We start from the raw sequence: 20,116 nt of genomic DNA, 5'->3' as shown, positions 1-20,116 counted from the left end.
CGTACGGAAGGACCTACGGATTCATGGACGAATCGACGATTCTCTCCGCTCAAAACCTGGTCAAGACCTACGGCCGACGACGCGTCGTTGATGGTGTCAGCTATGACGTCAAACGAGGCGAAATCGTGGGTCTACTCGGATCCAACGGTGCTGGCAAGACGACCAGCTTCCGTATGACCTGCGGGATGGTGACTCCCAACGAAGGCCGTGTCGAACTCAACGGCAAAGATGTCACGCTCTGGCCGATGTTCAAGCGTTGCCGCGATGGTGGCATGGGCTATCTGGCGCAAGACAGCAGCGTTTTCCAGAAATTGACCGTCGAGCAGAACCTGTTGGGAGTGATGGAACTGCTGCGGATCGATTCGTATCACCGAAAGATGCGCTGCGAAGAATTACTGGAACGATTCGACATCACCCATATTCGCAAGTCGAAAGCCAAGAGCCTCTCTGGTGGTGAACGTCGCCGACTGGAAATTGCTCGGTGCCTGGTTTCCGATCCTGAAATCATCATGCTGGACGAACCCTTTACCGGGATCGACCCTGTCACCGTCGACAGCATTCAATTGGTGATTCGAGAGCTCCGAGAGAGTGGAATTTCAATTCTGATTACCGACCATCAGGCCGAAAAGACGTTGGAGATTGTCGATCGCTGCTACGTTGTGCATCGTGGAAATATCCTTTGCCATGGCTCGCCCGATGAAGTGGTGCGACATCCAGAAGCGGTGAAATACTACTTTGGCAATCTTTCTCGCAACAACTTTGGCGAACGCGGAGACATGGACGCCGCCGCTTAACTTTCGCTTGTTGGATATCGGCCGATGGCACATCGTGTGTTTCAAACATGGGACGGCTCGAACGGAGAGATCGGTCAAGACATCTTGGCCAACGCTCCCTGTGCCATCTCAGGGACACACGATGCCAAAGTCGTCTTTCACCGCGACCGCTACGGTTTTCCGATGCGGACGGTCATCTCGCGTGCGACCGGATTGGTCTATACCGACCCCCGGCCGACCGAAGAAGCAATCGACGATTTCTATCGAAGCACGTATCGTCGCTTCTACAAGTCGTCCGTTCAGCCGAAATGGAAGCACACCGCTCGAAACGCGCGAATCGCCGCCCAACGGATGGAGACGATTCAATCCTACGCCACGAAAGGAGCCGCAATCCTGGACATCGGGACAGGCTCCGGAGAACTTCTCCACGTCGGCAACCGTCTCGGCTTTGAAATGCAGGGCATCGAAGTTGATCAAACATATGCCCAGTTTGGCCGGCAAAGCTACGGCGTAAAAATCATCAACCAATCTTTGAATCGTGCCCCGCTTGCTTCGCAGTCGTTTGATGTAGCGACACTGTATCATGTGCTAGAACACTTCGCTGATCCGGCCGGGGCGCTGCGAAAAGTGGCGAATGCTTTAAAGTCAGAAGGTATCATCTTTATCGAGGTGCCAAACGTCGAATCGATTGACACAGGCTTTCGCCAGAAATGGCATGCAGGGCATCTGTTTCACTTCAACTGCCACACGCTGCCGGCATTGGCGAATGCATGTGGATTGGAAGTCGTCTCCGTCAATACTTGTGCCGGCAGAAATGTGGTCTGGGCAACGCTTCGCAAGCCACGACAGCCGATTAGCTTGAACTGGCAAGAGACCACCGTGGGGAATTTCGAACGAACGTGGCAGTTGCTGCGAGAACAGGCCGATCGCAGACTTTTAGGTGAAATCCCTGCTCGCGTTCGTCGTGCCGGACGCAAATTAAAACGCAATCTGCACGAATGGACGGCGACCGTTTCCGCCACGAATCGACGTAATTTGGTCGATAAACTCACCCAGAAACGTGTGGCTTAGGCGGCTCGCATTTGCCTGGGCCTGTCCCGCGAGATATCATCACCGATTGTCGATCGCACTCGGAATCGGAATCTCTTAACGACCATACGTCAATCGACGTTTAGCAAGAGCGATGCCTTCAGCCCACAGTGCCCCCAATCCGTATCGCAGCCCGGCCGAAGCGACTTCGACGTCGTCGAATCCCCCTTCGCCGCCCGAAACCCCTGGCGTGGGTATCGCGTCGATGGTGATTATGACGTGTGGCGGAATTTATCTATTGGCGGCTGTTTCTGCAGTGCCCCTTTCCATTCTTATGTTTCGGGCCGTTTCTGCAGAAGGCGAGTCCTACACACGTCCTTCGTTTTATGTCGACAGCGCGATCAAAGCGATCATATATGAGCTGGCATTTGCGGCGATTGGTAGCCTTCTCTTATATGCTGGCTGGTCGGTGCGTAAGCGAAAAAATTATTGGGTAGGCATCATCGGCTCGGTGGTAGGGTGCCTTCCGCTGCCTCTGGTCGTTCTGTCATTCTTCCCTTCCGCATGGGTTTTATGGAGTTTAACTCGGCCGAAACTCCGAAAGCAGTTTGGCAATCATTCGCACCCTAAGAATCGCTGACATTTGATGCATCAATTTTTTCTGACTAATCACAAGTTCGTTGGAACATTATGGCATGCCAGGTAGTCAGTATTTTTGTTATGTTTAACACCAACGTTTCGGGGGACGAAACTTTCTACCAAACTGCGGATATGCGCGGATCTAATGCTTAGGGACGAAAGGATTTCGATTGGTAAATTGGAACTCTGATCAGAACAGAAATAAAACCACTCAAAATGGCACGCCCTAAACAGGAAACTCCCACCTCAGGCGAACTGGAAGTCCTTAAAGTCCTTTGGAAACGAGGCCCCAGCACAGTTCGCGAAGTCTTGGAAGAGCTCAACTCCCAAGGCCGAACCCGAGCATACACGTCCGTCATGAGCCTGATGAATGTGATGGCTGACAAACAGCTTCTCGACCGAGAACCACTCGGCAGAGCTTTCCAATATTCAGCCCGACGTCCCCAGGAAAAAACCTTGGGAGGCATTGTGAACGATATTCTCGGCCGCGTTTTCGAAGGTTCTGCACCATCTTTGGTTGCCCACTTGCTGGAAGAGTCGAAGCCAAACGCGATAGAATTAGAAGAAATCCGTAAAGCCCTGGAACAATACGAAGAGGAGAATCGCGCTTGATGTGGAGCGTTTTGCAAAGCCCCATGGGGATGAAGCTGACGATTGTTTTGCTCCACTTCGTGTGGCAAGCAACGCTTCTTTACTGCCTCTGGCGGCTTATCAAGACCTTCGCTTCAATTCGATCTCCACAACATCGCTATGGTGGGGCTCTGGGCGTGCTGATTTTAATTGCAGCCTGCCCCGTGCTGACTTTTGTCTGGCTGGACGATCACCAATTACCTGTGGCAAGCGAGCTAGAGTCGCTAACTGGTATCTCGGTCGATTCATCCTCCAAGGCATTCCTGGTCGATGATCCCGATCCCAGCCTGGAAAGTCACGGCAATGCGACGACGGTTGCTGCTGCGACAGAATCGCGCGCAGACGCAAACTGGCTGTCGGGTATTGCCTATGCGACCGTTGTTATCCAGCCGTACCTCATGCTGCTTTGGACGTGCGGCGTCATCGTTCTTGGTCTGCGACTTTGCCTGAGCTATTTCGGGACCGTTTGGCTGCGCCGATTTGGATTGACGCCGATCGAATCCTCGCTGCTGGTTCGTTACTCCGACTTAGCGCATCAACTTGGTTTGTGGCAAATGCCGTCCGTCGCTTACTCTTCACACATTCGCCAAGCGATGGCGGTTGGTCTTTTGCGGCCAATGGTTTTGCTGCCGGCTGCCTGGATGACCGAGATCACTCCGCAAGTGCTTGAAGCTGTCCTGGCTCATGAGTTGGCTCATATTCGCCGACAAGACTTGTGGATCAACTTCCTGCAGCGTGTCGTGGAGACGATCTTTTTCTATCACCCGGTCGTCTGGTGGATTTCTTCCGAGATTCGGCACGAGCGGGAACTCTGCTGCGATGAAATGGCCATTGGGGTTCTCGGGCAGCGACTAAGCTACGCGCAATCGCTCGAGCAAATCGCCCATTGGCAAGTCGACCACTCGCAGGCCTCGTTGGCAACTCCGTTTTTGGGTCAAGGACAAAGCCAACTCGTCGGGCGAATTCGGCAAATCCTGGGTGCCCCATCTGCCCAGCCTGGCGAACGTTCCTGGCCGGCCGGTTTGGTTTTGGTGATGATTCCCTTGGTACTATGGGTTGCTTCTGCGATTGTCTGGTCGGAATCGGCATCGCCTGTTTTGGCTGATGAACCTGACATGTCTGAGACGATTGAAGAGGACGAATTTCTTTTGCCAGGGCATCTCCGACGTCGCCCCGCTCACCATCCTCCTCATCGTCGTCCCAATGCCCCACTTGGCGTTCCCCCTCGTCACGAGCACCGACCGCCTCCCCACCATCACATGGAACGTTTGCTGCAAGATTTGGAAGCAGCACTCCCATCGTCCGAGGCCACCGATGCATTGCCACGGGAGGATGCTGATGTCATCGAAGCAATCGAGGAATTGCGTGACGAAATTCGTTTGCTGCGGGACCAACTGACTGAACTGCAACATCGTCCGCCACATGCCCCCCCTCCTCCTCACCGTCATGGGCCACCGCCGCATGACCGAAGACCACCGCCACACCGGCATCCACGCGAACGTTAACGTGCCGACCTGTTTGGCCCGGTTTTCTAAGTGGGCGAACCATTGATAATAAGGAATCGCTTTTCGCTTTCCTTACTTCTGGTGCATTTTGATGAGTTCGTCGTCCTCGAAACCAAGCTGGCAACTACCAACCGGAGTCACTCGCGGTTCGCTGGACTACATCGAGTCTGCCGCAATTGCCGACGGCTATGATGAAGACATCGCCTTCGGAAGTAACTTTCAGTTCGACGAAGAAGTCGTTGCCAATTTCATCCCACGGACTGGGCAAGTTGCCGACCTAGGCTGTGGCACTGCTCGGGCTCTGCTTCCACTTGTACGTCGCGGCAACACCGGTCTCGCGGTTGATTTGTCGGACGAAATGCTTCGAATCGTCGCAGAGAAAGCGAAGCAAGAGAATCTACCTGTGGAATGCCTGAAGGCAAACCTCGTTGAGCTCGACGCGATCGCCGATCAATCGGTGGATCATTCGATTTGCATGTTCAGCACATTGGGAATGATCAAAGGCGCAGACAATCGTCGGCGATTTCTGGACCATGCATATCGCATACTCAAACCAGGTGGACGATTTGTCGTCCATGTCCACAACTTCTGGTTTAACTTTTTTGAACCAGACGGTGCATTCTGGTTGGCATCTCACTTAGTCAAATCGCGGTTCACGAAAGGCATGGAGCGGGGCGACAAATACTACCGATATCGCGGCATTCCTAACTTCTTTCTGCATGTCTTCAGTCGCAACGAATTCTCTAACGCATTGAGTCAAAGCGGCTTTAAGGTGACCCAACTTGTCCCTTTGCGAATGGATCGCCAAGGAGAATTGCCGCGACCATGGCTGCTGGGCGGACTCCGTGCGAGCGGCTGGATTGCGTTGTGTGAGAAATAGCCTGGCCTTCAACGGGAAACTACTTTTTCCGTCTTCGAGAGTCGATATCGTCGTAGAAGAACGGGCCAGGGAAGTCGACCAAACCGCGGCGTTCGTTCGGCATCGGCAGCGGCCCAGCGATCTCTGCCGCATGACGTCGACCTGCTTCTTCCGGCAGTTCCTTCGCCCCTTTGACCGGTTGGGCTTCTTCCTGATAAAGGTGAATCGTCTGCGTTGGAAATGCGAACTGAACCCCAAGCCGCTTCGCCAGTCGTACGATGTCAATAAACAACCGGTGCCGTTCGCGTAGCTCTACACTCCAGTCGTTACAGTCGAGATAGACGTTCACCAAAATATCGAGCGAGCTCGCATTAAACTCGTTCAGATAAACCTGGTAATAATCTTTTCGCGTGTAGGGCTGGCGACGAATCAATTCGCGGATCCCCTCGCAAAATGCATCGATCTGCTCAGGAGTCGTATCGTACTGCACAGCGACCATCGTCTTGATGCGACGAAACGTCCGTCGCCCCATGTTGTCGACTTTGGCAGTGATCAACAAACTGTTGGGGAGCGTTACTAAGCTGTTGTTAAACGTGCGAATCTTCGTACTGCGGAGGCCCATCGTTTCGACGGTACCTTCGACACCTTCGGTGATAATCCAATCGCCAATTTCAAATGGGCGATCAACCATTACCGTCAGCGAACCAAAGACGTTACTCAGTGTTTCTTTGGCTGCCAAAGCAATGGCAATACCACCGATACCCAGTGATCCCAAGAGACCAACAATCGGCAGCGAAAATGTCTCGGCCAGGATAAGAATCCCAATGCAGACCGAAAACGTTTTCAGCGTTTTGCTTACCGCAGGCAGCAGCAAGTCGTCGTACTTTTTCCCACGCTTCGCGGCTGCATGAATTAAATGTACGATTACCAGATCGATGATGCGGAAGAAGAACCAAATGCCTGCGACGATTCCAAATAGCTGAACTCCATAAATGAGAACAGCACGGAACAAGTCAGGCAGCCGAAACAGCCACAAACCGGAATACCACGTGATCGCCATCGCCGTCAGCCCGATGGGCGTCCAGGCGTTCTCAAATGCTTTACGAAGATCTTCCTCTTCTGCTGTGCGAGCAAAGCCAATACGGCGAATAAATCGTAAGATCCACTGCACAACAACATCGACCAGATAACCAGCGACGATCAATAGTAGCAAGCAGATCCACTGATAGGTCGGAAGAATAAAATGCTCTTCCCGATAGAATGCTGGAATCTGAGACTCTAGCCACAGTGCGAATGTCGGCTTAGGCTTTGGCTCTCCATTACCATTCTCGGCGTCCCGCTCTTCTTCCGCTTCGATGTCGGGAGCATATTTCTTCGCCAAGTCGGTGATTGCCGCGACGGTTTTGGCACTGAACTTCCACAGACCTTGCGGCCCTTTCGTCAGCGTGATTTTGGCAGCATCTTCCTGCTGATCGACGATGACAAATTGACCCTCTTCGCCAAACAGAGAAACTTCGATCTGCTCCGTTTCCGTTGGCACTCCCTCAGGATCGATATGCCACAACGTGGAAAGCAGTTGATAAAGTTCGTAAGCGAGGTCAGATCGAGACTGTGTGGGGGTTCCGGGACGAAACTCGAGACACTCCAGCGCGGTGTCGTAGTTCCCCTCCTGCATCGATTCGAGAAAAGTTCGAACGGTAGCTTGCGGAGTTCCTCTTTGAAGAAGCAATTCCGGGGCGACAGCTGGCGTCTCAGGCGGCTTTTCACCGTTGCCGTTGTCGGTTGTTACGCCAGGGATCGCTTGCGCAGACGCACTAGCAGTCCAAGCAAGCAGGCCCAAGAGAATGCTACAGATCGCGATGCGAGTTCGTTTGCTGACCATGATAGGGGGTGAATCAATCAAGTCACGTTAGTGCCAGAGAGCGATCCATTGCTAACGCACATTCACCGCGAAACCGTGCGGGAAGACATCCAGAGAACCACGATGCTATTCGTTTGCTTCGAAATAAAAAAGGCCCCCGGAAAGCTCGGATCCCAGGGGGGCAAAGGATTCCGTTCTTCTCCGGGAGCGATTGGTCGGTTCTTGGAATCGACATCCTGTCGAATCGAGCCGATTCTTTCGGTTGCATGATCTAAGAGTTATCAAACCAGCATGGTCAACATCCGTGTCAAACACCTGGCTCACGATCCGCGAAAAACCGAAAAACGGCTCTTCCTATGCAGGAAACATCTCTTACATCTGCAAGTCCGGACAACGGTCTCTTTGCTCCGCAAGGAGGACATGTCGTCCGTGTGAGGCGGTAAATTATTGGTTTTCCAAAAACGGATCAACCCCGTTTCTTGAAAAGAATTTGGCAGATCACCAAGAATATTTAATCTGCTATCACTACCTCTGGTGTGACGCGATGGGGCGTTTCCCAATCCATTTCATGACGCACGAGATAGACGGCGTTTCCATTCTTGCGCCGTGCGGCATCGAGACCTGCCTCGCAGCGAGACAAAAGATGCTCGGCTTCGTCTCCTTCCAACGCTTGGGAAACACCACATGAAAGCGATATCGAAACCATATCGGTCGGAGTTTTCATTTCCAGTTGTGATAACGCTCGACGCGCACGTTCCGCAACGATAGCTGCGTCGCTACCACTTGCCGCAGGCAACAATGCGCCAAACTGATTCTCAGACATCTGACACACGTGATCCATATCTCGCAGGATCGTTCCGAACACTTGCATCACCGCATGTTGAATCGCCACGAAGTCGGGATGCTGTTCAATAGACTTTCCGTCGACAGGATCGATACTCGCAAGAATCAGCGCGAGTGGCTGACGCTTACGATGAAAGAGGGCTAACCGTCGATTCACATCTTGTATAAACGCTTCACGCTTTGCGATGCCGGCGACTTCTTCATTCGGTTCCGCCGCGGGATCGACGTTTCGACGAGTGATTTCATGGCAAGCATGTCCGTCGTGCCAACACCCACGATTTCGACCTAACTTCTTCGCCGCATAAAGAGCACGATCAGCGCGGCTGAGCCATTCGCTTGCATCGCTATCGCGACCGATCTCGGCGATCCCCAAACTGGCGGTCACCGACAGCGTTTTCCCCTCGAACTCGACATCGAGCTTTTCCACATGTCGATTCAGTCTCTGGGCAGCGATTTTAGCGTCGAACAATTCTGTGCCCGGCAGCAAAACGGCAAACTCTTCACCGCCATATCGCATGACGATGCCACCAATCCCGCGCACCGTTTGGCGAGTCACCTCACCGACTTTCTTCAGGCAGTAGTCACCTGCTTGATGTCCGTGCAGATCGTTGAACTCTTTAAAGTGGTCGATGTCGACCATGATCAACGTCGACGGACGTTTCGAATCTCGCTTCTGCTCGAAGAGTCGGTCCAACTCTTCATCGAACACGCGACGATTCGGCAGACCGGTGAGCGCGTCGGTTCGTGCCTCAACTCGATGCGAACGAAGTAGCTGCGACTGCTCCTGAAGCCGTGTTTCCGCAACGTTCAGCTGCGAGTCAAGCTGTCGATTGGCTTCCATCAATCGAGAGATGATTCGCGTCACAGAATCGGTGTCGGAAACCTGCGAAATTGTGACGAGGTCGTTACTGATTTGCTCAACCGACTGCGTATGCTGATGAACATCAGTTCGCACATTGTCCGTCAGGCAACGCACTTGTTCCACCATCTCGCTGATGGCCTGAGCGTCGTCGGTTTGCGCTATTTGTGCTTGCGGACAACAACTTTCTTGAGGCGTTGCAACAGAAACTTCTGGCTTGATTTCTCCACTTACATCGCTTGAACGCTTTTGACTGAAATCACTTACCGAAGGAACTCGGAGCCACTTCGAGGTGACAAAACCAATTCCAAAGAATAATAAGCACAGAAGAAAGTGGAGCAGCGTGAATTCTGGCATCTCGGGTGACACGTTCTTAGTTGCAAACGTAACGATCGGTCCGATTACTCCGAAGAGTCGGGCTGATCGCAGAGGTTAAAAGCGCGGCATTCGCGCTAAGGGGCAGTAACCTCTATTGGTTACTTATCTCACAAAGGCCAACCGTCAAACAAATCTGGCAGGATAGTTCACAAATCACGGACGTTGCGAGATTTGCGCTTTTTGATTCATTTTGCGGATCTGCCGCAGATTCCAAACTGGGGCCTATACTTGCTCACAGGGGAATTCCCTAGCAGCCGATGCTGCGCCACAACGAAACTTGCTTCGCTTTATTGACAGGCGACGGTAAATGAAATTCCAGCTTGTAGCTTCAGGGGCAGTCTGATGATGCTTGCGAAAAGTAATCCTGAACCATCCTATCCTCGCGTACTGGTAGTCGATGACGACGATGCCATCATGCGAGCCGTGTCGCGCGTCCTCGATTCGGATGAGTCAATCCAGATCGTTGGCCAGACGACTCATGCTCGTGCGGCATTGGCCATGGCGAAATCTTTGCAGCCAGATGTTGTGCTGATGGACATCCACATGCACGGCCTCGATCCGTTCTTGGCTTGCCAGCAGATTTCGGAAGCGACCAACGGATGCGCCAAGATCTTGTTCTACACGGGCTTTCCCAAAGACAATTATTTGGATCGGTGCCTGGCTGTTGGAGCCGCTGGCATTGTCTCGAAGCATTCCGAGTCACTTCGCAATCTGGCATTCGCGATTCGTCACGTCGCAGCCGGCAATACCTATTTCTCTCCTGAACTCGACAAACGCCTGGTCGAGCGAGAAGATGGTGCGCCAGTTTCGAGACTGGCTACGCTAAGCGATCGCGAGGTGGGGGTTCTGCGAGAACTGTCGCTCGGGCGAACTCAATCTGAAATTGCAGACGCGTTGGACATCAGCGAACGAACGGTCAACAAGACGGTTGGCGATCTCAAGTTGAAGTTGGAAGTTCAAACCATCAACGAGATGCTGATCTTCGCCGTCAACGAAGGACTTGTTCATCCAGAACTTCAATTCGTTCAGCGGCCCAAAAACGAAGGCTGATGCCGTAAGCGTCAAACGTGGTAGGATAGTGACTGCTGCCCCGGTCATTCCTTATTACGCAAGGACGTTATGCTTAGCGACTCTCAAAAATCTCGCGCGCTGGATCTTGTTCAAGCCCTTATGGCAATCCCTGGGGCAAGTGGCAACGAGGCTGCCGTCGCCACGTTTATTCGTGACGAACTCCTGAAAGCTGGCCTGCCTGCCGATTGCGTGATGCACGACGATGCTCACCTTCGGTGTCCCCTTCCGAAAAGCACAACCGGCAACTTGATTGTGAAGCTACCGGGGACGCAAGATAGACCGCAGCGACTTCTCATGGCTCACATGGATACAGTTCCGATCTGTGTTGGCGCTCGGCCAGTACTACAAGACGATCGAATCGTTCCACAGGACAAACACACCGGACTGGGTGCCGACGATCGGGCGGGCGTCGCAACGGTACTCTTCGCCGCCACCGAACTGCTTTCGTCGGGACTCGACCACGGTCCACTCACGCTGCTGTTTACCGTGCAAGAAGAAATCGGACTGCAAGGGGCCAGAAATCTGGAACTGTCGAAACTCGGCAAACCAACCCTGGCATTTAACTGGGACGGAGGCAATCCGGCAAAGTTGACCATTGGAGCCATTGGTGGCTATCGCATGACGATTGATGTTCGTGGTATTGCCAGTCACGCCGGCGTTGCTCCCGAACGTGGAGCGAGTGCCATTACTGCTGCCGGCTTGGCGATCAGTAAGTTGCACGCGGCAGGGCTGCTCGGAAAGATTGAACAAGGGACACTTCACGGGACCAGCAATATTGGTGTTATCGAGGGAGGTAATGCCACCAACGTTGTTGCGGACCATGTGCAACTACGAGCCGAAGTCCGGAGCCACGACAAGTCAACCATTGAAGCTCTTGTTCAAAAGTTTGAAGCAGCATTTACTGAGGCAGGAAACGAAATTGCTAACGAAGACGACCAAACAGCTTCCGTGACGTTCGATGGCGATTTGAACTACGAACCCTTCAAGATGTCGGCAGATAACCCAAGTGTCCAAATGGCTTCCCATGTTCTCACGCAGATGGGAATGGAACCGGTCAACGCGATCGCCAATGGCGGACTCGATGCTAACTGGCTTTTCCGACATGGCATCCCAGCGGTATCCCTCGGCTGCGGACAACACAACCAACACATGACGAGCGAAATGTTAGATGTTTCACAGTTCCACACAGCCTGTGAAGTTGCCCTGAGAATTGCTCGCGGGGAAGGGGGCACTGAATGAATCCAGATGACGAACTGTGCCTTTGCTTCCACGTCAAAATGCGAAAGGTGCAAAACTTCTGTCGCATTGAAAAACCACGCCGAGCATCTCAGCTTTCGGAATGTGGCGGAGCGGGTACTGGCTGTGGATGGTGTCGGCCGTTCTTAGAACGCATCTTCGAGAATCATCAGAAGGAAGATCCCGTGGCGTTGCCGAGTGCGGAAGAGTATCGCACCCATCGTGCCGACTACATTCGCAAGAAGAAGTCGCAGCGAGACGACGATCGTTAGGCTGATAATAGTTACCTACGAAGTCGCTTTCAGCGTTTCCATGGCTGCTTCACGAGACGCAAAACGCTGCCAAAGCGATTCGATCTTAGATCGCTTCAAAACTTCGAGACAGTTCTCATTCAATCCCACGAGAACCAACTGACCGCCCCGCTTCTTGATCAACTTCCAAATCCGAATCAGAAACTGGATGAAGAACGATCCGATCGACTCTGTATGGGAAAGGTCAATGATGACCAACGGAGGAGAAGTATGCTTGGCGACTTCGACGACTTGCTGAACAACTTGGCTCAAACTTGCTTCGTCAAGATTTACATACTCTGGCCCGAATTCGAGGATCGTGATATCTCTCTGGCGCAGAATGTTGACCATGACAATCTTTCGCCGTAAGCGGCATCTAATCGAAAGGTGGTTGTGGGGAATTTTCCGGCCGAAGCCTTTGGCTGGAATCGTCGAAAAGGACCAGACTTCCGCGACACATACTGTCAAACGCAAAACCGGCTAATTGCGAAAAACCGCTCGTGGGGTAGTTTATCGGCGTATCTCCGTAATAACAACCCCCGAACTTTTTTAATATTTCCAAAGCGATTCACAAACAATTGTATACTTGGAACACCCCTGAAACTATCCGTGCCTGCAGAGGGATATGCTATTATTCCTACGGGTGCCCTACTTGCAGTGGGTTTGTTGGTGCGGCTTACCGAACAGTTTCGGGTAACCGAACCCTTAATTCTTTTCGAGAGGAGATGGAGCCTTGAGTCGATTCGATGAAAAGGATGCCGAAGACGTTTTGTCTGACAAAGATGATCGTCGGGCAATTGAGATTCAGAACCTTTTAAATCAGATCCGCGAAACTGCGGACAAACTGCAACGCGATGCGGCAACGCGAGGCGACCTTAAGTTGCTCTCTCGGTCACTCAAAGAATTGCGATATGCATTCAAGATATTCACGCCGTTTCGTGACCGCCGAAAGGTAACCATTTTCGGTTCGGCACGCACGTTGCCAGATCACCCGACGTATCAAGCAGCAGCCACTTTTGCCGAGAAAATGGCAGAAGATAACTGGCTGGTCATCACCGGAGCCGGTAGCGGCATCATGGAAGCTGGGCACCGCGGTGCAGGGCGTGCCAGTTCGATGGGATTGAACATCATGCTTCCCTTCGAGCAGCAAGCCAATCCTGTGATTCATGGGGACGAAAAGCTCGTCAACATGAAGTACTTCTTCACGCGTAAGCTGATGTTCGTGAAAGAGTGCGACGCGGTGGTCTGTTTGCCTGGCGGATTTGGAACACTAGACGAAGCGTTCGAGGTCCTCACACTCGTCCAAACAGGCAAACGCGATCTCTTCCCGATCGTGCTTTTGGATGCCCCGGGAGGAACCTATTGGAGCAAACTCGACGAATTCATTCGCGAATCACTTCACCAAGACGGCATGATCTCGCCGGAAGATTTCGCGTTGTACAAAGTGACCGACAGCGTCGAAGAAGCGGCCGCAGAGATCGAAAGCTTCTACAAGGTTTATCACAGCATGCGCTACGTGCGCAATCGGCTCGTTATTCGTACGCTGGAACCAATCGCAGATTCACTGCTTAGTGCCATTCGAACTGAGTTTCGAGACATCCTCAGCAGTGGAGACTTCGAGGTTCGTGACGCATTGCCAGAAGAAGATGAACCGGAACTAGAAGAAATGTCCCGGCTGGTGTTTACCTTCAATCGTCGTAACTTGGGCCGTCTGCGAATTCTGGTCGACTGCATCAACGCCGGCTCGATGGAACCGGCGTCACGCAAATTCGTTTAGCATGTTTACCTAACGAATGGTCGTTCCGCTTGGCTGCTCGGCTACCTGAGTGTTCGTAGCAGCCTTATTCGCTTTGAGGTACGTCATCAGATCGCCGATCTCTTCGGCGGTCAACTGGTCCAGCAAGCCATTCGGCATGATGCTGATCTTGGAAGGCGAAAGCTCTTCAACGTCGTCTTTCAACACTTCCGTCTTGTTGCCTTGGCTGTCGATCACGACGTAGTTGCCGCTTGGGCTGGTCGAAATCAGCCCGGACAGTACTTTACCATCGATCGTCAAGATCTGCTTGGTTGCGTATTGATCCGAAATGACATGCGATGGGAACAGGATCGACTCCAAGATTTGCTTCTTCTGGAAGCGACGTGAGATGTCGGTCAGGTCTGGCCCGATCGCTTCGCCCGTTCCCCCCATGCGGTGACACGATGCACACTGAGCCTTCTTGAAGATCAAACTTCCGGAAGTCGAATCGCCACCATGGTAATCCTCGGAGCTGAGAAACTCGAGCAACTCGTCCAGGTTCCAATTGCTTGACTTTACATCTACCAGCTTTGCTTCCGGCAGATCTGGATACGCTTCGTGGAACCATCCTTGCCAAGATTCCATTTGCTTTTCAAACGGATTGGCTGGCGAGGCAATCGACTCTCCGGTCCATTTAACGAGCAACTGATTGACGGCCTGCTTACAAGTGTCGTCCTCACGAAGCCCCAAAAGGATCAACTGTCGAATCGCTTCAGGGTCGTTTTCAGTCTGCGAAACCTGAGTCAGCTTCTGAATCACGTTCGTTGCAAATGCGCCGTCCAGCACAGGAATCGACTGAACGAGGTACGTGAAGTTCTTACCTTCCGGTTGTTGAGCCAAACCGAAAGCGATTGACGCACGACGCTCTGGTTCACGTTCAAACGCCTTGCGTAGGTAGGCCATGTTCTCTGGTGTGCCGTTGCCGGCCAAGATGGCGACAATCCCTTTTCGCATTCGGGTAGCCACCGTTGAGTCGTCGCCGACAAGCTCTTCGTCAATCATGCGAAGAATCCCGAGCACTTGCTCGCTCGGCTTCTCAGGCAACTCGAACAGAACTGCCAAAGCAGCATTCGGCCACATGTGCCCCATCGTCAATGCGACGTATTGCTCTTGTGGCGTCAAACATTTCACGAACTGTTTGGTGCTCGTTTCGATGTAGCCTCGTAGCCCTTCGCCACCTTCGATGTTCAATCCATTCTCCAGGTGCCCCAACAACTTCAGCTTTTGCTCGGTCGTCCAGCCATCCTCGATGAATGACATGTGCATCGCCAAATTCAATCGCTCGCCGGCTGGCAGTTTGCTGTCGAGATGACTGATGTATCGGTCAGTGATGTCTGAGACGCGGAAGTGTGCAAGCGTACGAATCAGTTCGCGATTCATTTTATGATCGCCAGCAGGGAACTCGGTTGCCAAGCGTTCGGCCAAGCCAGGCACTTCGTCCTGGTTCAATTCACCACGATGAATGGCAAGCTGAATTACACGCAGCAGCGAGGTGAACTCTTCATCGCTGAGGTAATCATCCAGTCGTTTCTGTGATTTAAGAACGATCTTCAAAGCGACGTCATGCGACGGTTGGGATACCAATGCTGCGACACTTGCATGATTGAAGAGCGTTGCCGATTCCGCGATCAAAGCATCTTCGATCCAGTTTTCAACTGGCTGCGTTTCCAGCAATCTTCGAGCCGCATATGCCTCTCGGCGATCTTTCGCAGACAGCAGCGGACGCAATTCTTCAAACGTTACCGTACCCTTCACTTCAGCCAACGTTTCGCAGACTTCTCGGCGAACTGCGGCATCCTTGTGCTCAAGTAGCTCACGAAGACGATCCGTCGCTTCGGTACCAGGGTAGTTAATCAACAACGAAACTGCCTTTTGGCAAACAGCTGCGTCATCGTCCTCGGTCAATTCCAGCAGCATGCTGAGAGTCGGAGTCGGACCATATAGCTGCATCAAGTCCAGGGCTCGCGTTCGGTAATAGGATGGATTTTCCTTGGCAACTGCGACCCCTTGGATCTGCGGATTCCAAAGCTCGCCTAGCTCCGATTGGATCTCGGCGATCTTTTGACGACCCCAGGCACTTTGCGGTTGAGGATGTCGAATAGCTTGAGCAATCCCTTCACCAAGGTCTTCCGTTCCACCTGGCTCATCCCCTTTATAGACAATCCGGTAAAGGCCACCTTCGGTGCCGCGACCGCCGGTGGTGAAGTAGACCCAACCATCTGGCCCAACTTCCAAGTCGGTCACGTTCATCGGCTTGCCTTCGAGAAGGGCTTCGCTCTTCGCTTTATAGCCAGCACCATCTTGCTCGAATGTCACCGTGCTGATGCGGCCGTTGGCCCAGTCAGTCACAATCAATCGGTTCTGGAACTTCGCAGGGAACTTGAAGTGGTCGTAAACGACGAGCCCTGTCGGCGAACCAGCTCCGGTTTCCAAGATCGGTGGCACACAGTCCGGATAGTAATTCGGCCATTTGGCCCAACCACTTCGCCACCCGAAGTCGGCCCCCGGCGATACCTGGTAGATACGTGTGGGTCGATGCCAAACGAGACCTTCGTCCCATTCCATGTCACTATCGTGGATGAACAGATCGCCGTTCCGATTGAACGCCAAGTCGTAGGCATTGCGGATACCGCCAGCGACGATTTCAACGTTCTGACCTTCGATATCGGTCCGCAGGACCATCCCACCTGGTGCTTTTACACCGACAGCATGTCCGCCTGGGTCTTCAAATCGTGGAACGAGATCCCCCTCGTAGAAGTGGCGATGAGGGCTGCTTTCGCTGACTTGGGAATCGAGCTTGGTATCGTTTCCAGCGACCATATAGATCAATCCGTCCGGTCCCAAAGCCAATCCATGCGGGCCATGTTCACCGATCGCACCGTTGAACTTGATCAGATTGGCAGCTTCTTCCAAGTCGCCATCACCATCGGAATCGCTCAGACGATAAAGCCCCGTTCCTTCCGATCCTTCGCCGACAACAAACACGTCGCCGTTGAGTGGTAAGATCCCTTGGACATTTTTCACGGTGTCGTTGTAGACTCGCTGGGCGTCGACAACGCCGTCATCGTTCGAGTCGTACAACAGCATCAAAGCGCCCCCTTCTTTCGAGGCGATGATATTGCCAAACTCGTTGAACGTCATCGAAATCAGGGCGCCGGTCTTTTCCTCCGACATCACTTCCTGAATCGCGAAGCCTGGCAGAATTCGGAATCGAGATTCTTCGACAGGCGCGGTTTGAGCTGGATCCGCAACGACTTCTCCGCTGCTTGGTTGCTGAGCCCGATTACCCGTTGAAATTGGCTTGGCTTCGACAGGGCGACGAGAAGGCTTCGGCTTTTCCGCGAACGACGGTTCTGGCGGAACCGGTGGTCCGTCGTTTCTTGCAACTTGCGGCTGTCCGACATTCCATGGAGTCGTCGAATTGGCAGGACCGAACTCTTGGGCTCGTCCCCAGCCTGAGTCGCTGTAGAACGTCGATTGCCAGAGTGGGAATGGACGCAGATCGGTCTTCCACGAAGCATTCGACGGAAAGCTGACTTTTTGGTTGTTAGGGCCGAAGATCGTGATCTCGGCCAACAGACCCGCGCTACGTCCCTGGGTGTTCGAGACCTGAATGGCGAATACGTTGTCACCAATCTTGAGGTGGTTCGAAACGTCCAGTCGTTGGCGGTTTCGCCAGTTATTATCTTCTGCGACTTTTTTTCCGTTTACCCAAAGCTCGTACTCGTCGTCGGCAGTGATCATGATTTGACCACCTGTCATCTGCGAGATGTTGATGCTCTTTCGGAAAAAGCAGCTGCTGGCCGGGACTTGGTCTTTGCGATGCTGGGTCGCCCAAATCCACTGAGGCTGATTCGCCTGTGCACTGGCAAAGCTGGGACTTCCCGTCACCAGAAGGGCGGCGACGATTAGCAACAACCAAGGAGTTTTAGGGGTAGTCAACATCTTCAAACTCATACCAATGACGTAACGTATGCTCGCATTCGGCCAACGATGAGAACCCAGCGCGAGCGCAATCAAGTCTCATCCATCCTTCGTAAGATCGGGCAGGACGCTCAGCAAAATCAGCAAAATCGTGACAACTGGCAAATTTTGCCCCGACTACACCCCTGTGCTGTCGATTCCCCCAGAAAGTAAGGCTTACCTGCATTGCTGTCACCGCTGGGCATCGACTATCCACATACGGTCCGTTATTGACCCAATTTTTTGATACGTTTACGATTCGAACGAGACTGTTTAGGAAAACTGCACGGTCCGGGGCACTTTCCGCTTCCGCTAGCAGCTTTCAGGCGGCAATAGATACTCCAAGAGATTCTTTCTCTGCATGAGGTTGCGTAATGACTGACGTCCGCGTTGCGGTAGGTTTTTGTCTCATTTCAGCTTTCGCCCTGCTTACCTCCACCACCGGATGCACGAGTGGTTCCGCAGAGCTCTCGCCCGAAGAACTGAAGCAAGCAATTCAGGACTTCAACTTCGACGCCGGGCTACCGTCGCCAGAGTTCAAGCCGCCGGCGACTTTGGAAGAATTGGATGGCCAGTACGCTTGGTCCGACAAGCCGATTGTCGATCCGCTTCCGGCCCTGCAAGAGCAGCTTGCCGATTACAAGCCTCCTATTACTCCTCAGGAAGCGACGGAGATCCGTCCTACGACGGAAGAGGACAACGACGAGATCCTCGCCGCCATGAAGATCCAGCCCAAGAGCGACGATGAAGTCGCGTGGGATACCAGCTGGGTTCATCACGAAAACGGCGACGTGAACAGCCTCAACCCACTCCGCATGAGCTCGGTGGGGGACTTCTTCTTCGTCTACCTGACAGGTGTTCAAGCGACCTCTTCAACAATCGACCTGAAGCCAGTCGGTGACGGCCGTTACGTTAAGTCTTGGCAAGCCAACGACGACAATACGATTCAGAAGGTTGTCCTTCGAGACGACATCACCTGGTCGGACGGCAAGCCTATCACGGCGCAAGACTGGGAGTTCACGTTCAAAGTCCTGCTTCATCCCGAATTGGCCGGCATGTTCCCCGCACTGCCCAGCAGTTTGGAGAAAGTGAAGCTAATCAAAGCGTACGACGACAAGACGTTTGTCATCTTTCACGAGCAGTCGAGTGCGGTGAACGATATGAAGCTGGAGTTTCCGATCGTTCCTAAGCACATCTACGAACCAGCCATCGCCGTCGACCCAACGTTGACCGACAGCGATGTCTTCCTGGAACAAGAGAACACTCCAGTCGTGGGTGGTCCCTACGAAGTGGTCCGACGTGAACGTAACCAGCGTATCGTGCTCAAACGCCGCGAAGGCTATTACATGCACGAAGGCAAACAGGTTCGCGAAAAGCCTTACTTCAAAGAAATCCGGATGGAGATCATCGAAAACCCAACGCAGGCATTGCTCGCTTTGACGGCCGGGAAAATCGATGATACGGAAGTCTCCGCCACGAAGTGGAATACCGAAGCCAATACCGAAGAGTTTTATCGAGACAACGTCAAAGTTAAACACATCGCCTGGTCGGAAGGACATATCGTCTGGAACACCAAAACGCCGTTCTTCGAAGATGCCCGTGTGCGTCGCGCGATGAGCTACGCAATCGACTACAACACGATCATCAACAACGTGCTCAATGGCATTCATCAGCAAGCCAGCGGGCCATTTCATCCTTCTGCCTGGTTCGCTCCGCAGCCTTCGCTGGAACCGTTCAAGACCGACTTGGAGAAGTCTCGCGAACTCCTCAAAGAAGCAGGTTGGGCCGATACCGATTCGGACGGAATCCTCGATAAGGAAATCGATGGCAAGAAGGTATCCTTCAAGTTCCAAATCATGCATGCTCCGAGCCCTGTCTCGGAACTAATGGCACGTCAGTTCGCTCGTGACTTTGGACAACTTGGAATCAAGTGCGAGCCGCGCCAATTTGAATGGACCGTGCTACAGCAAAAAGCACGCGATCACTCGTTCGATGCCATGATGGCTGGCTGGGGTTCCGGCGGCGATCCATTCTCGACAGAGAACATCTACGGAACCGGCAAACCTCGGAACTACGGCGAATACTCGAACGAGCGAGTCGACGAACTGTACGAGCTCGGCCTGCTGGAACTGGATCCTGAAAAACGTGCCGAACACTACCGCGAGATCGCGAAGATCCTCTACGAAGAACAGCCTTATACCTGGATGTACTACCGAGCCGATCTCTTCGCCTTCAACAAACGCATGCGGGGTTATCAATTCAGCCCCACAGGTCCTTGGTTTTACGAGCCGGGGATGCATTCGGTGTGGAAAGCAAAAGCTGAGTAACGCACCATCATGCTTCACCACCCCTCGCGCCATTCGGAAACACCAGGAGCCCTGGCGT

Annotated in this window: 15 protein-coding genes; 11 read left to right on the top strand and 4 right to left on the bottom strand. The window is 53.0% G+C overall.

Going from position 1 to position 20,116, the window contains the following annotated elements; all coding sequences use genetic code 11:
- Nucleotides 1–23: 23 nt before the first annotated feature.
- From lptB to LA756_RS19625, 6 genes are all read left to right on the top strand, one after another.
- On the top strand, nucleotides 24–794 hold the full coding sequence (lptB, locus tag LA756_RS19650) for an LPS export ABC transporter ATP-binding protein (RefSeq protein WP_224436430.1): 771 nt from the start codon (nucleotides 24–26) through the stop codon (nucleotides 792–794).
- Between the two features lie 24 nt (nucleotides 795–818).
- Complete coding sequence (locus LA756_RS19645) at nucleotides 819–1,844, top strand: bifunctional 2-polyprenyl-6-hydroxyphenol methylase/3-demethylubiquinol 3-O-methyltransferase UbiG (protein WP_224436429.1); 1,026 nt, start codon at nucleotides 819–821, stop codon at nucleotides 1,842–1,844.
- A gap of 112 nt (nucleotides 1,845–1,956) precedes the next feature.
- Nucleotides 1,957–2,442 (top strand): hypothetical protein, encoded by a 486-nt coding sequence (locus LA756_RS19640; protein ID WP_224436428.1) that lies wholly within the window; start codon nucleotides 1,957–1,959, stop codon nucleotides 2,440–2,442.
- 215 nt (nucleotides 2,443–2,657) lie between these two features.
- Complete coding sequence (locus LA756_RS19635) at nucleotides 2,658–3,053, top strand: BlaI/MecI/CopY family transcriptional regulator (RefSeq protein ID WP_224436427.1); 396 nt, start codon at nucleotides 2,658–2,660, stop codon at nucleotides 3,051–3,053.
- A complete protein-coding gene (locus tag LA756_RS19630) occupies nucleotides 3,053–4,576 on the top strand; it encodes a M56 family metallopeptidase (protein WP_224436426.1) in 1,524 nt (507 codons plus the stop codon). Before LA756_RS19635 ends, LA756_RS19630 begins: the two co-directional genes overlap by 1 nt.
- 91 nt (nucleotides 4,577–4,667) lie before the next feature.
- A complete protein-coding gene (locus tag LA756_RS19625) occupies nucleotides 4,668–5,456 on the top strand; it encodes a class I SAM-dependent methyltransferase (RefSeq protein ID WP_224436425.1) in 789 nt (262 codons plus the stop codon).
- Between the two features lie 19 nt (nucleotides 5,457–5,475).
- Here LA756_RS19625 and LA756_RS19620 read toward each other — a convergent pair whose 3' ends face one another.
- Nucleotides 5,476–7,317: a mechanosensitive ion channel family protein gene (locus LA756_RS19620; protein WP_224436424.1), complete on the bottom strand. Its 1,842-nt coding sequence runs from the start codon at nucleotides 7,315–7,317 to the stop codon at nucleotides 5,476–5,478.
- A 490-nt stretch (nucleotides 7,318–7,807) separates the two neighbouring features.
- Entirely contained in the window at nucleotides 7,808–9,355 is a 1,548-nt protein-coding gene (locus tag LA756_RS19615) for a diguanylate cyclase (protein ID WP_224436423.1), read from the bottom strand.
- 363 nt (nucleotides 9,356–9,718) lie between these two features.
- On the opposite strand from LA756_RS19615, the gene LA756_RS19610 reads away from it, so the two are divergent.
- The 3 genes from LA756_RS19610 (at nucleotide 9,719) to LA756_RS19600 (ending at nucleotide 11,955) form a co-directional block, all read left to right on the top strand.
- Nucleotides 9,719–10,426 (top strand): response regulator transcription factor, encoded by a 708-nt coding sequence (locus LA756_RS19610; RefSeq protein ID WP_224436422.1) that lies wholly within the window; start codon nucleotides 9,719–9,721, stop codon nucleotides 10,424–10,426.
- A gap of 69 nt (nucleotides 10,427–10,495) precedes the next feature.
- Nucleotides 10,496–11,686, top strand: coding sequence for a M20/M25/M40 family metallo-hydrolase (locus LA756_RS19605; protein WP_224436421.1), 1,191 nt, complete (start codon nucleotides 10,496–10,498; stop codon nucleotides 11,684–11,686).
- On the top strand, nucleotides 11,683–11,955 hold the full coding sequence (locus LA756_RS19600) for a bacterioferritin-associated ferredoxin (protein WP_224436420.1): 273 nt from the start codon (nucleotides 11,683–11,685) through the stop codon (nucleotides 11,953–11,955). Before LA756_RS19605 ends, LA756_RS19600 begins: the two co-directional genes overlap by 4 nt.
- A gap of 15 nt (nucleotides 11,956–11,970) precedes the next feature.
- On the opposite strand, the gene LA756_RS19595 is transcribed toward LA756_RS19600, so the two are convergent.
- On the bottom strand, nucleotides 11,971–12,324 hold the full coding sequence (locus tag LA756_RS19595; protein WP_224436419.1) for an STAS domain-containing protein: 354 nt from the start codon (nucleotides 12,322–12,324) through the stop codon (nucleotides 11,971–11,973).
- 418 nt (nucleotides 12,325–12,742) lie between these two features.
- On the opposite strand from LA756_RS19595, the gene LA756_RS19590 reads away from it, so the two are divergent.
- Nucleotides 12,743–13,750, top strand: coding sequence for a TIGR00730 family Rossman fold protein (locus LA756_RS19590; protein WP_224440411.1), 1,008 nt, complete (start codon nucleotides 12,743–12,745; stop codon nucleotides 13,748–13,750).
- Between the two features lie 9 nt (nucleotides 13,751–13,759).
- Here the strand turns inward: LA756_RS19590 and LA756_RS19585 are convergent, their stop codons facing one another.
- Nucleotides 13,760–17,713, bottom strand: a complete 3,954-nt coding sequence (locus LA756_RS19585) for a HEAT repeat domain-containing protein (protein WP_224436418.1) — start codon at nucleotides 17,711–17,713, stop codon at nucleotides 13,760–13,762.
- A gap of 392 nt (nucleotides 17,714–18,105) precedes the next feature.
- Here LA756_RS19585 and LA756_RS19580 point away from each other — a divergent pair, with 392 nt between their 5' ends.
- The gene (locus LA756_RS19580) at nucleotides 18,106–20,058 is read left to right on the top strand and encodes an ABC transporter substrate-binding protein (protein ID WP_224436417.1); all 1,953 of its coding nucleotides are present in this window, start codon (nucleotides 18,106–18,108) and stop codon (nucleotides 20,056–20,058) included.
- Nucleotides 20,059–20,116: the final 58 nt, after the last annotated feature.

The sequence above is a fragment of the Bremerella sp. TYQ1 genome (assembly GCF_020150455.1).
GTDB classification, from domain to species: domain Bacteria; phylum Planctomycetota; class Planctomycetia; order Pirellulales; family Pirellulaceae; genus Bremerella; species Bremerella volcania_A.
Note: the sequence above shows the minus strand (reverse complement) of the source record. Positions and strands in the feature narration are given on the sequence as shown.